The 13,114-nt window shown below is 57.3% G+C and carries 9 protein-coding genes; 7 read left to right on the forward strand and 2 right to left on the reverse strand.

The features are described 5' to 3' along the window. Positions 1-22 precede the first annotated feature (22 nt). The 3 genes from ivbL (at position 23) to ilvN (ending at position 2,242) form a co-directional block, all read left to right on the forward strand. Positions 23-139, forward strand: coding sequence for an ilvB operon leader peptide IvbL (gene ivbL / locus F8R23_RS14120; RefSeq protein ID WP_208295193.1), 117 nt, complete (start codon positions 23-25; stop codon positions 137-139). 111 nt (positions 140-250) lie between these two features. Further along, a complete protein-coding gene (ilvB, locus tag F8R23_RS14125; protein ID WP_129934227.1) occupies positions 251-1,945 on the forward strand; it encodes an acetolactate synthase large subunit in 1,695 nt (564 codons plus the stop codon). 3 nt (positions 1,946-1,948) lie between these two features. Further along, positions 1,949-2,242, forward strand: a complete 294-nt coding sequence (ilvN, locus tag F8R23_RS14130) for an acetolactate synthase small subunit (protein ID WP_099063098.1) — start codon at positions 1,949-1,951, stop codon at positions 2,240-2,242. 146 nt (positions 2,243-2,388) lie between these two features. On the opposite strand, the gene F8R23_RS14135 is transcribed toward ilvN, so the two are convergent. Next, positions 2,389-3,156, reverse strand: a complete 768-nt coding sequence (locus F8R23_RS14135) for a DedA family protein (protein ID WP_151415732.1) — start codon at positions 3,154-3,156, stop codon at positions 2,389-2,391. 183 nt (positions 3,157-3,339) lie between these two features. On the opposite strand from F8R23_RS14135, the gene F8R23_RS14140 reads away from it, so the two are divergent. The 3 genes from F8R23_RS14140 (at position 3,340) to rluA (ending at position 9,583) form a co-directional block, all read left to right on the forward strand. After that, the gene (locus tag F8R23_RS14140) at positions 3,340-5,703 is read left to right on the forward strand and encodes a DNA polymerase II (RefSeq protein WP_165366335.1); all 2,364 of its coding nucleotides are present in this window, start codon (positions 3,340-3,342) and stop codon (positions 5,701-5,703) included. A gap of 265 nt (positions 5,704-5,968) precedes the next feature. Beyond that, positions 5,969-8,875 (forward strand): RNA polymerase-associated protein RapA, encoded by a 2,907-nt coding sequence (gene rapA, locus F8R23_RS14145; RefSeq protein WP_151415733.1) that lies wholly within the window; start codon positions 5,969-5,971, stop codon positions 8,873-8,875. 57 nt (positions 8,876-8,932) lie between these two features. Next, positions 8,933-9,583 (forward strand): bifunctional tRNA pseudouridine(32) synthase/23S rRNA pseudouridine(746) synthase RluA, encoded by a 651-nt coding sequence (gene rluA / locus F8R23_RS14150; protein WP_099063102.1) that lies wholly within the window; start codon positions 8,933-8,935, stop codon positions 9,581-9,583. A 59-nt stretch (positions 9,584-9,642) separates the two neighbouring features. Here the strand turns inward: rluA and djlA are convergent, their stop codons facing one another. Then, positions 9,643-10,464: a co-chaperone DjlA gene (gene djlA / locus F8R23_RS14155; RefSeq protein WP_085120201.1), complete on the reverse strand. Its 822-nt coding sequence runs from the start codon at positions 10,462-10,464 to the stop codon at positions 9,643-9,645. A 228-nt stretch (positions 10,465-10,692) separates the two neighbouring features. On the opposite strand from djlA, the gene lptD reads away from it, so the two are divergent. Beyond that, on the forward strand, positions 10,693-13,056 hold the full coding sequence (lptD, locus tag F8R23_RS14160; RefSeq protein WP_099063103.1) for an LPS assembly protein LptD: 2,364 nt from the start codon (positions 10,693-10,695) through the stop codon (positions 13,054-13,056). Positions 13,057-13,114: the final 58 nt, after the last annotated feature.

Below are 13,114 nucleotides of genomic sequence, written 5' to 3' on the forward strand. Positions count from 1 at the left end.
GAAAACCTGACTTTTTTTACTGATGATAAGGTTCCCTGTGATCGCATCCTCGCTGACTTCGACCCTACTAGTTACCGCGCTACCAGCCGCGGTGATGGTCGTCGTGCGTGTGGTGGTGGTCGTCGGCAATGCGCCGTAGGGTCCGAATCAACGCATCGATTCCCAAACCCCGCCGGCGCAAACCGGGCGGGGTTTTTAGTTTCAGCCCCCTGCCCAGAAAAGCAAACCGGCCTTGAGAAAGGATAGGAACATGGCAATTTCGGGCACGCCACAACAAGGCAACCGCTTCACCGGCGCACAGTTGATCGTCCACCTGTTGGAACGTCAGGGCATCACCACCGTTGCCGGCATTCCCGGCGGCGCTGCACTGCCGCTGTATGACGCACTGAGCCAAAGCACCCGCATTCATCACGTACTGGCCCGCCACGAACAGGGCGCGGGCTTTATGGCGCAGGGCATGGCACGCGCCAATGGCAAGGCGGCGGTGTGCATCGCCTCCAGCGGGCCGGGTGCCACCAACCTGGTCACCGCCATTGCCGACGCCAAGCTCGATTCCATCCCGCTGGTGTGTATCACCGGCCAGGTGCCCTCTTCGATGATCGGCACCGATGCCTTCCAGGAAGTAGACACCTACGGCATCTCGATCCCTATCACCAAGCACAACCATTTAGTGCGCGATATCCGTGAACTGCCACAGGTGATCTGCGACGCATTCCGTATCGCCGAATCCGGCCGTCCTGGCCCAGTGTGGATCGACGTACCGAAGGACGTACAAACCGCGGTGATCGATTGGGATGAACTGCCGCCGATCGCCGTTCCCGACGCCCCCCCCACCTTCGAGGCCATTGCCGTAGCGCAGGCCGCAGCGATGATCAACCAGGCCAAGCGCCCGGTGCTGTACCTGGGCGGGGGCATCATCTGCGCCAATGCTCACCAACAGGCGATTGAGTTAGCGGAACGCGCCAACCTGCCGACCACCATGACGCTGATGGCGTTGGGTGCCATGCCGGTACAGCACCCGTTGTCGCTGGGTATGCTGGGGATGCATGCCGCACGCAGCACCAACTTTATTCTGCAAGAGGCCGATCTGCTGATCGTACTGGGCGCCCGCTTTGACGATCGGGCGATTGGCAAAACCGAACAGTTCTGCCCGAACGCTGCCATCATTCACGTGGATATCGACCGTGCCGAACTGGGCAAGGTGAAGCAGGCCAACATTGCCATTCACGCCGACGTTGGCCAGGTATTGCAACAGCTGTTACCACAGATTGAGGCACAGCCGCGCAGCGAATGGCTGGAGACCGTCAACGGCCTGAAGCGCGAGTTCCCGTTCAGTATGCCGAACGCCGAAGATCCGCTGAGTCACTACGGGCTGGTGCTGGCCGCTGCGCGATGCGTGGACGAAAGCGCCATCATCACCACCGATGTAGGCCAGCATCAGATGTGGGTGGCGCAGGCCTATCCGCTGAGCCGTCCACGCCAATGGCTGACCTCCGGCGGCCTGGGTACTATGGGCTTCGGCCTGCCGGCGGCGATCGGTGCAGCCCTGGCCGAGCCGCAGCGCAAGGTATTGTGCTTCTCCGGTGACGGCAGCCTGATGATGAACATTCAGGAAATGGCCACCGCCGTCGAGCAGGCTCTGGACGTGAAAATTATCCTGATGAACAACCAGGCGCTGGGGCTGGTGCATCAGCAGCAAACGTTGTTCTACCAGCAGCGCATCTTTGCCGCCGCCTATCCCAAGCGTACCGACTTTATCAAGATTGCCGCCGGTTTCGGGCTGGATACCTGCGATTTGAACGCCGCAGAAGATCCGCAGGCCGCGCTGGCCGAAGCGATCCAACGGCCCGGCCCTTGCCTGATCCACGCACTGATTGATATCAATGAAAAAGTCTTCCCGATGGTGCCGCCGGGTGCCGCCAACATCGACATGATTGGAGAATAAGCCATGTCAGAACAACACAATAACCCACAGGTGATCCTGGAGCTGACGGTACGTAACCATCCCGGCGTGATGTCGCACGTGTGCGGCCTGTTTGCCCGCCGAGCCTTCAACGTAGAGGGCATTCTGTGTCTGCCGCTGAAAGACGGCAAACAGAGCCGTATCTGGCTATTGGTGGCGGACGATCAACGGCTGATGCAGATGATCAGCCAGGTGGAAAAACTCGAAGATGTGCTGCAGGTAAAACGCCACAGCGAAGACGTACGGGTGTTCGAACAGTTGGAAGCGTTCTTCCAGTAATGATATCCCCGTCGTATTTCAAGCGGCAGCGTTGTTGGCTGCGTCCCTAAACCCCCGTCACTTACCTAAGTAAGCTCCGGGAGTTTAGGTTCTTGCCGCCTAGCTGTCGCATGAAATCCATAGGGGATAAAATTTGCTGTCCGACATCAGCCGGCCAACACTTTCCACAACAGGTGACGGTAAACCGGCATCAACGGCTGCTGGTGCAGATAATAAAAGGTGATGAGCGCAAGGATCCAGCTCAGTACGCAGGCCATCCGCAGCCGTACCGGTGACAGCCAGTTGCTTAGCCGATCGGCGCTGCGCTTGCCTTCACGCCACCAGCGCCAGCTCAACCAGGCGGCCAGCCAGATCAACACCACGACCGCAAACAGCAGCCATTTGAATAAAGCGCTGTTGGCGCTGGCGGGAATGTCGATCGCCACCCCGGCCAGAATCCCCGGGAAGAAGTAGACCGGCGGCCAGGTGATACAGCCGATAATGTTCGGCAGTGCGAATTTGTACGGCGGTAAGTCCAGCATCCCCGCCACCATCGGTACCAGCGGGCGGGTCGGGCCGACAAAGCGGCCAATCAGAACGGTCGCCATACTGTGTTGATGCAGCGCATGTTCGGTCTTGTCGAGCATCGCCTTGTTCTTTTTCAGGAATGACCAGCGGTGCAACGGCCCCTTGAAAGCGCGGCCGATAAAATAAGAGATCCAATCCCCCAGCAGACAACCGACGATCCCCGCAACCCAGGCATAATAGAAGTCCACCTGACCACTGCCGATCAGCGCACCGATGCTGGCCATCATCACCGTACCGGGCAACAACAGGCCAACCAGCGCCAGCGACTCCAAAAACGCGACAAACATGACGACCATCAGAGTGAAAGCCAAAGACTGGGTGATCAAATGCTGTAAATAGGCTTCCATTAAACCTCTGTTGGTTATCCAAAGCGCGTGGGCATGGGATTGTCAGGTGCCGCCGGAAACGAGTCAACCGGTGAATTGTATGCGTTTTTGGCAGAACTGTGCGGCAATGGACAATCACTGTATAAAAACCCATACTATAATTTATCTATCCCCCTTTTAGCTTAGCTTGTCAGGAACAGCGTGATGTCACTCCAACAGGGTTTCTTGCTCACCCGCCACTGGCGTGATACGCCCGCCGGCACCGAGGTGGAGTTTTGGCTGGCGACCGATCACGGCCCGCAGCAACTTCGCCTGTCGCCGCAGACCTCCGTCGCCTTTATCCCAGCCGAACAGCGCCAACGCGCTGAGCAATTGCTGCGTGAAGAACGCCAATGGGAGCTAAAACCGCTGCCACTGACCGATTTTCATCATCGCCCGGTATTGGGGCTCTATTGCCGTCAGCACCGTCAGTTGATCAAGCTGGAAAGGCTGCTGAAAGACGGCGGCGTCAATCTCTACGAGGCTGATATCCGTCCGCCGGAACGCTACCTGATGGAACGCTTTATCACCGCACCGGTGTGGTTCAGCGGCCAGGCCAACGGCAATGGCCCGCTGATCAACGGCCAGATGAAGCCGGCACCGGAATATCGCCCCACGTTGAAACTGGTCTCGCTGGACATTGAAACCACCGCCCATGGCGAACTCTACTCGATCGCGCTGGAAGGCTGCGGCCAGCGTCAGGTGTACATGCTCGGGCCGGCTAACGGTGGCAATGAGGCGCTGGATTTTGACCTGGAGTACTGTGTCAGCCGCCCACAAATGTTGGAACGGCTGAATCAGTGGCTGGAACAACACGATCCCGACGCCATCATTGGCTGGAATCTGGTGCAGTTCGATTTACGGGTCCTGCAAAAGCACGCGGAGCGTTACCAAATCCCGTTACGATTTGGTCGTGGCGGCAATCTGCTGGAGTGGCGTGAACACGGTTTCAAGCAGAACCATTTTTTTGCCTCCGCCGCCGGACGGTTGATTATTGATGGCATCGAGGCACTGAAGTCCGCCACCTGGAACTTCCCTTCCTTCAGCCTCGAGCATGTGTCGCAGACACTGCTGGGAGAAGGCAAGTCGATCGACAATCCTTACCAGCGAATGGCGGAAATCGACCGGCGCTTTGCCGAAGACAAACCGGCGCTGGCACGCTACAACCTGAAGGACTGCGAACTGGTGACACGCGTCTTCGCCAAGACCGATCTGCTGACCTTCCTGCTGGAGCGCGCCACGGTGACCGGACTGGCCGCCGACCGCAGCGGCGGTTCGGTGGCCGCGTTCAGCAATCTGTATATGCCGCGCATGCACCGGCTGGGTTTTGTTGCCCCCAACCTCGGCGAGCAACCGGAAGAACACAGCCCTGGTGGCTTTGTGATGGATTCACAGCCCGGTTTGTATGACTCGGTGCTGGTGCTGGATTACAAGAGCCTGTACCCGTCGATCATCCGCACTTTCCTGATCGATCCCGTCGGGTTGGTGGAAGGCATGCAGCACCCCGGCGATGCCGATTCGGTGCCCGGTTTCCGCCATGCACGCTTCTCGCGCAGCAAACACTGTCTGCCGGCGATCGTCGAACAGATCTGGCAGGGGCGTGAGGCAGCCAAACGTCAACAGAACAAAGCCTTGTCCCAGGCATTAAAGATCATCATGAACGCGCTGTACGGCGTACTGGGATCGAGCGGTTGCCGCTTTTTTGATCCGCGGTTGGCCTCGTCGATCACCCTGCGTGGCCATGAGATAATGCGCCAGACGCGCGAGCTGATCGAGGCTCAGGGTTATCAGGTGATCTACGGGGATACCGATTCCACCTTCGTCTGGCTCAAGCAGCCGCATGACGAGCAGCAGGCGGCGCAAATAGGCCGGACCCTGGTGCAACTGGTGAACCAATGGTGGCAACAGCATTTACAGCAACAGTACGGGCTGGAAAATGCGCTGGAGCTGGAGTTCGAAACCCATTACTCGCGTTTCCTGATGCCCACCATTCGCGGTGCCGAACAGGGCAGTAAAAAACGCTATGCCGGGCTGATCGCCAAGCCGGACGGCAGCGAAGAGATGGTGTACAAAGGGCTGGAAACGGTGCGTACCGACTGGACACCACTGGCACAGCAGTTCCAACAGCTGCTTTACCAACGTATTTTCAAACGGCAGCCGTATCAGGATTTTGTGCGTGAATACGTTAGCCAAACGCTTAACGGCGACTTCGACGATCGGCTGGTCTATCGCAAGCGCCTGCGCAGAAAGCTGGACGAATATCAACGTAACGTCCCGCCACATGTTCGCGCAGCCCGCATCGCCGACGACTATAATCGTCAGCAGGGGCGACCGCTGCAATACCAGAACGGCGGCTGGATCAGCTATGTGATGACCGTGGCCGGGCCGGAGCCGCTGGAAACCCAGCAGTCGGCAATTGATTACCCCCATTATCTGGAGCGCCAGTTGGAACCGGTGGCTGACGCCATACTGCCATTTTTACATGACGATTTTACCACTCTGGTGACCGGACAGATGGGCCTGTTTTAACATTCCGCCCGCCATGCGGGCGTTGGCGAAGGGTTAAGAAAAATCATCGGGTTTTGCAGGTGACGAACGCGCCGCCTTCCATTACCATAGCGCCCTTCCCAAATTCTGGACCACACTCCACCCATGCCATCGATGATGTATGCATGGGATGAATAGCTATTGCCCGCCATATTAAAATAAATCGGGATTAGCAGACGTTTGATACGGGTGCCGCGGCCTTCTCGCCCGGTAACAAGACTTACTTAAAGAATCGAGCCGACAATATATGCCTTTTACACTTGGTCAACGCTGGATCAGCGACACGGAAAGCGAATTAGGACTGGGTACCGTCGTGGCGCTGGATACGCGCATGATTACCCTGCTTTTCCCCGCAACCGGCGAAAACCGCCTCTATGCCAGAAATGACTCGCCAATCACCCGCGTGATGTTCAACCCGGGCGACACCATTAGCAACCACGAAGGCTGGGAGCTGCAGGTGGAAGAGGTCAAAGAGGATAACGGCCTGCTGACCTATATCGGCACCCGCCTGGATACCCAGGAGAGCGGTGTGGCAATGCGCGAAGTGCTGCTGGACAGCAAGCTGACCTTCAGCAAGCCGCAGGACCGTCTGTTTGCCGGCCAGATCGACCGTATGGACCGTTTCGCCCTGCGCTTCCGTGCGCGTAAATACCAGAGCGAGCAGTATCGTCTGCCGTTTGCCGGCCTGCGCGGCATGCGTGCCAGCCTGATCCCGCACCAGTTGCACATCGCCTATGAAGTCGGTCAGCGTCACGCACCGCGCGTGCTGTTGGCGGATGAAGTCGGCCTGGGTAAAACCATCGAAGCCGGGATGATCATTCACCAGCAATTGCTGGCAGGCCGCGCCGAGCGCGTACTGATCGTGGTGCCGGAAACCCTGCAGCACCAGTGGCTGGTCGAAATGATGCGCCGCTTCAACCTGTATTTCTCACTGTTTGACGACAGCCGTTACTCAGAGGCCAAACTCGACAGCAGCAACCCGTTTGAAACCGAACAACTGGTGATCTGCTCGCTGGACTTCGTGCGCCGCAACAAGCAGCGTCTGGAAGAGCTGGCCGATGCCCAGTGGGACCTGCTGGTGGTCGATGAAGCCCACCACCTGGCCTGGAGCGAAGACGCGCCAAGCCGCGAGTATCAGGTGATTGAGCAACTGGCTGAGCACATTCCCGGCGTGTTGCTGCTGACCGCAACCCCGGAACAGCTTGGCCAGCAGAGCCACTTCGCCCGTCTGCGTCTGCTGGATCCGAACCGTTTCCACGACTACCACGACTTTGTCGCCGAACAGCAGAAATATCGCCCGGTGGCCGACGCCGTCACCCTGCTGCTGAGCGGTGAACGTCTGACCGATGACAAGCTGAACCTGTTGGGTGAACTGATTGACGAGCAGGACATCGAACCACTGCTGAAAGCGGCCAACAGCGACAGTGACAACAGTGAGCAGGCGCGTCAGGAACTGGTCACCATGCTGATGGACCGCCACGGCACCAGCCGCGTGCTGTTCCGTAACACCCGTAACGGCGTTAAAGGCTTCCCACACCGTAACCTGCACCAGATCAAGCTGCCGCTGCCGACCCAGTATCAGACCGCGATTAAAGTGTCCGGCATCATGGGCGCGAAGAAAACCGTCGAGGCGCGCGCGCGCGACATGCTGTACCCGGAGCAAATCTATCAGGAGTTCGAGGGCGAAAACGCCACCTGGTGGAACTTCGATCCACGCGTTGAGTGGCTGCTGAATTACCTGGTGGCCAACCGCCACGAGAAAGTACTGGTGATCTGCGCCCACGCCGCCACCGCACTGCAACTGGAGCAGGTGCTGCGTGAACGTGAAGCGATCCGCGCTGCCGTATTCCACGAAGGCTTGTCGATTATCGAACGCGACCGTGCCGCCGCTTACTTCGCTTCAGAAGAAGACGGCGCTCAGGTGCTGCTGTGCTCGGAAATCGGTTCTGAAGGCCGTAACTTCCAGTTCGCCAGCCACCTGGTGATGTTCGATCTGCCGTTCAACCCGGATCTGCTGGAACAGCGTATCGGCCGTCTGGACCGTATTGGCCAGATGCATGATATTCAAATCATGGTGCCTTACCTGGAAAACACCGCTCAGGCGGTACTGGGCCGTTGGTTCCATGAAGGGCTGGATGCCTTCGAGCATACCTGCCCGACCGGCCGCACCATTTATGACAGCGGCTACGAGCAACTGATCGGTTTCCTGGCATCGCCGACCGAGCAGGAAGGGCTGAATGAATTCATTCACGCCTGCCGTCAGCAACACGACCACCTGAAAGTGCAACTTGAGCAGGGCCGTGACCGCCTGCTGGAAATGCACTCCAACGGCGGTGAGAAAGCGCAAGCACTGGCAGAAGCCATCGCCAATCAGGATAACGACGTCAACTTGGTGGGCTTTGCGCTTAACCTGTTCGATATCGTCGGTATCAACCAGGACGATCGCAGCGACAACCTGATTGTCCTGACGCCGTCCGACCACATGCTGGTACCGGACTTCCCGGGCCTGCCGCAGGACGGCTGCACCGTCACCTTCGATCGCGAACAGGCCTTGTCGCGTGAAGATGCGCAATTCGTCAGTTGGGAACACCCGATTATCCGCAACGGTCTGGATCTGATCCTGTCCGGCGATACCGGCAGCTGTGCGGTCTCCCTGTTGAAAAACAAGGCGCTGCCGGTCGGTACCCTGCTGGTCGAATTGGTGTACGTGGTTGAGGCACAGGCACCGAAGCACCTGCAACTGACCCGTTTCCTGCCCCCGACGCCAATCCGCATGCTGATGGACCGCAAAGGCACCAATCTGGCGGCACAGGTTGAATTCGAAAGCTTCAACCGCCAGTTGAACGCGGTTAATCGCCACACCTCCAGCAAGCTGGTCAACGCGGTGCAGCAGGATGTGCATGCCATGCTGCAACAGGCGGAAAGCCTGGTTGAAGAGCAGGCCCGTGCGCTGATTGAACTGGCGAAACAGGAAGCGGATGACAAGCTGAGCACCGAATTGGCGCGTCTGGAAGCCCTGAAGGCGGTCAACCCGAACATCCGTGATGACGAAGTCGAAACGCTGGAGTTCAACCGCAAGCAGGTACTGGTTAACCTGAATGAAGCGGGATGGCGTCTGGATGCGATCCGTCTGGTGGTCGTGACTCACCAGTAATCTGTGCGACGGGGAACTGTGGTTCCCCGTACCGTCACTTTCAGCGGAGTCAACAAGATGGAACCTTACAATCCCCCGCAGGGCCCGATGCATATTCTGTATCAGGATGAGCACATTATCGTGGTCAACAAACCGAGCGGCCTGCTGTCGGTTCCTGGCCGTGCGCCGGAAAACAAAGACAGCCTGATGACACGCATTCAGGCGGACTTTCCGGCGGCAGAATCGGTACATCGCCTGGATATGGCAACCAGCGGCGTGATTGTAGTGGCGCTGAACAAGCCTGCCGAGCGCGAGCTTAAGCGCCAGTTCCGCGAGCGTGAGCCGAAGAAGTCTTATATCGCCCGAGTGTGGGGCCATCTGGAGCAGGACGAAGGTTTGGTAGATTTGCCACTGATTTGTGACTGGCCGAACCGGCCGTTGCAGAAGGTGTGTTTCGAAACCGGCAAAGCGGCGCAAACCGAGTATCTGGTGCTGTCACGCGATGCCGATGGCAGCACGCGGGTAAAACTCATGCCGATTACCGGCCGCTCACATCAGTTACGCGTGCATATGCTGGCGCTGGGCCACCCGATCCTCGGTGACGGTTTCTACGCCCCTCCAGAAGCCAAAGCCATGGCACCCAGATTACAGCTGCATGCACAGGAACTGCGAATTACCCACCCGGCATTCCAGACGCCAATGCACTTTCGCGTCGAACCGGATTTCTGAGTGACATTAAAAGACGGGCCCAGCATGCTGGGCCCCGGTCAGGCATTCAGAGCCCGCTATTACTTGAAACCTTTCTCACGCTTGATCAGGTCGTACGCTGCCTGAATTTCCTGCGCTTTCTGCTTGGCCATTTCCATCATTTGCGGCGGCAAACCTTTCGCCACCAGCTTATCAGGATGGTGCTCGCTCATCAGCTTGCGATAAGCACGCTTGATGGTGGTGGCATCGTCGCTGCTGCTAACACCCAGCACTTTGCAGGCATCCTCCAGCGTAGGCCCACGTTGCGCCTGCTGGTAGCCGCCGTGCGAATAACCGCCCTGCTGACCACCGCCAAACTGACGCCCGCCTTCCATCATGCTGAGGAACTGATCGAACTGCGCACGTGAAATGCCAAGCTCTTCAGCAATCACATACAGCACCTGACGCTCGTTCGGGTGCAGCGAGCCATCGGCAAATGCCGCCTGGATTTGAATTTCCAGAAACATCCGAATCAGGTCAAAACGGCCGAAACAAATGCTGCGGAACTGCTGCAGCGTTTCTCTCAGCGGAAACTGGCTCTGTTTACCTTCACGAAAAGCCTGCTGCGCTGCCGTACGGGCTTCACCGTGCAGTTGCAAACGATCCATAAACAGGCTGGCGATCTGAATATCCGCCTCGGTAACACGTCCTTTTGATTTGGTCAGGTGACCCATCACCTGAAAAGTGGTGCGGAAAAACAGCGTTTGCCGCGTTTGCTGGCCGGCGAAAAAGCCCCGGCTGCGCTTATTGCTGCGCGCAGTGTCGATCATATGACCGACAATCAGCCCCAAAACTACACCCCAGAATCCCGCGCCAGCCCAAATGGCCACGATGACCCCGAGCAGTTTTCCCCAATACTGCATATACTCCTCAATTATCATGCCGAAAGCCGACTGCTCCCTCCCGTCTTAGGTGAGGGTTAAGGCGATTTTTCTCAGGATTTGGATTATCATACCTGTCATTTATCTTTGCGCCTATCGACGACGCAAGTAAACGGCCGGATTTAACACTAGCGCAACGCAGATGAGTAATATAGTCTCTGACCGTTTGCCGGACATGACGCCTCTGATGACGGAACACCAAAACCGCGTATGAAAAAAAGTTTCCCAACACTGCTGGCCACACTGATTTGGACGGCACTCTACAGCCAGCATGCCCTGGCTGACCTGGCCGAGCAATGTATGCTTGGCGTTCCTGTTTATGACAAACCGCTGGTCAGCGGCGACCCCAACAGCCTGCCTGTCACTATCAACGCTGATGACTCTCGCACGGATTATCCGAAAAGTGCGCTGTTCACCGGTAACGTAAATATTGAACAAGGCAACAGCACTCTGACCGCCAAGCAGGTGGAACTGACCCAGACGCAAAATCCGGGGCAGACCGATCCGGTGCGCACCGTGACCGCTACCGGTGATGTGCACTACAGCGACAATCAGATCAAGCTGAAAGGCCCGAAGGCCTGGTCAAACCTGAACAACAAAGATACCGACGTCTATGAGGGTGACTACCAAATGGTAGGCCGTCAGGGGCGTGGCGACGCCGACAAGATGAAGATGCGCGGCGCCAACCGTTACACCATTCTGGAAAACGGCACCTTTACCTCCTGTTTGCCGGGTGACGACAGCTGGAGCGTGGTCGGTTCCGAAGTGATCCACGACCGTGAAGAACAGGTAGCGGAAATCTGGAATGCCCGCTTTAAGATTGGCGGTGTGCCGGTGTTTTACAGCCCGTACCTGCAATTGCCGGTCGGTGATAAACGTCGCTCCGGTTTCCTGATCCCGAATGCAAAATATGGCAGCAGCAATGGCTTTGAGTTTATGCTGCCGTATTACTGGAACATTGCGCCGAACTTCGACGCCACCATCACGCCGCACTACATGTCCCGACGCGGCCTGCAGTTGCAGAACGAATTTCGCTATCTGGTGCAGCCGGGCCTGGGCCTGATGGAATTCGACTGGTTGCCGGACGACAAGGAATACAGCAAGAACAACCCTGACGACAGTAAACGCTGGTTATTCTACTGGAACCACAATGGCGTGATGGACCAGGTGTGGCGCTTCAACGTCGACTACACCAAGGTCAGTGATTCCAAATACTTTACCGATCTGGACTCAACCTACGGTTCCACCACCGACGGTTATGCCACCCAGAAATTCAGCCTCGGCTACGCCATTGATAACTGGGACGCCACCTTAAGTTCCAAACAGTTCCAGATCTATGACGATACCGATCGCAGCCGGTCAGACTCGTACAAAGTTCAGCCACAGCTGGACCTGAACTACTATAAAGACGATCTCGGCCCGTTTGATTTCCGCATCTACGGCCAGGCGGCCAAGTTTATCAGCGTCAACCCTTACAGTCCGGACGCCACTCGTCTGCATATGGAACCGACGCTGAGCCTGCCACTGACCAACGGCTGGGGCAGTCTGAACACCGAAGCCAAACTGCTGGCGACCCACTATCAACAGGATATTCCTGACGGTTTCGCCGCCAACTACAAGACCCGTACCGGCAACAACGCGCCAGGTCTTGAAGACTCGGTTAACCGCGTCTTGCCGCAGTTCAAGGTCGACGGCAAAATGGTGTTCGATCGCCCAATGGATTGGTCGGAAGGCTATACCCAGACCCTGGAGCCGCGCATGCAGTACCTGTATGTGCCGTATCGCGATCAGAGCAATATCTACACCTACGACACCACGCTGCTGCAAACCGACTACTCCGGCCTGTTCCGTGACCGTACCTACAGCGGCCTGGATCGCATCGCTTCACAGAACCGCGTGTCTACCGGTTTGACCACGCGAATTTATGATGACGCTCTGGTTGAACGTTTTAATGCTTCCGTGGGTCAAATCTACTACTTCAGCCGTTCACGTACCGGTGACCAAACCACGGGTTACGATAACAATGATGACACCGGCAGCCTGGCCTGGGCCGGCGACACCTATTGGAAGATCGACGATCGTTGGGGCCTGCGCGGCGGCCTGCAGTATGATACGCGCCTGAATAGCGTTTCGCTGGGCAACGGCGTACTGGAATACCGTCAGGATTCTGAACGTGTATTGCAGTTGAACTACCGTTACGCCACGCCGGAGTATATTGAGACGGCGCTGAACACCACGCAGGTTCCGGCCTATCAGGACGGTATTTCGCAGGTGGGCGTCACCGGCAGTTGGCCAATCGCCGATCGTTGGGCCGTCGTAGGTGCTTACTATTACGACACCCGTGCCAAGCAGTCCGCCGATCAGTTGCTCGGTGTGAAGTACAACACCTGCTGCTGGGCAGTGACCTTGGGCTATGAGCGTAAGATCACCGACTGGAATGGCAGCAACAATACCAGTGTTTATGACAACAAAGTTTCGTTCAACGTCGAACTGCGTGGCCTGAGCAGCGATCACAGTCTGGGCTCCGCGGAAATGCTGCGTTCCGGCATTCTGCCTTACCAGCGTGCATTTTGATGCTTTGTAACACTTTGAAAACGAGAACTTTAACCCGCATTTGCGGATTACATAATGG

Origin of the sequence: Serratia proteamaculans, from assembly GCF_008830365.1 — a bacterium.
Taxonomy (GTDB): domain Bacteria; phylum Pseudomonadota; class Gammaproteobacteria; order Enterobacterales; family Enterobacteriaceae; genus Serratia; species Serratia proteamaculans.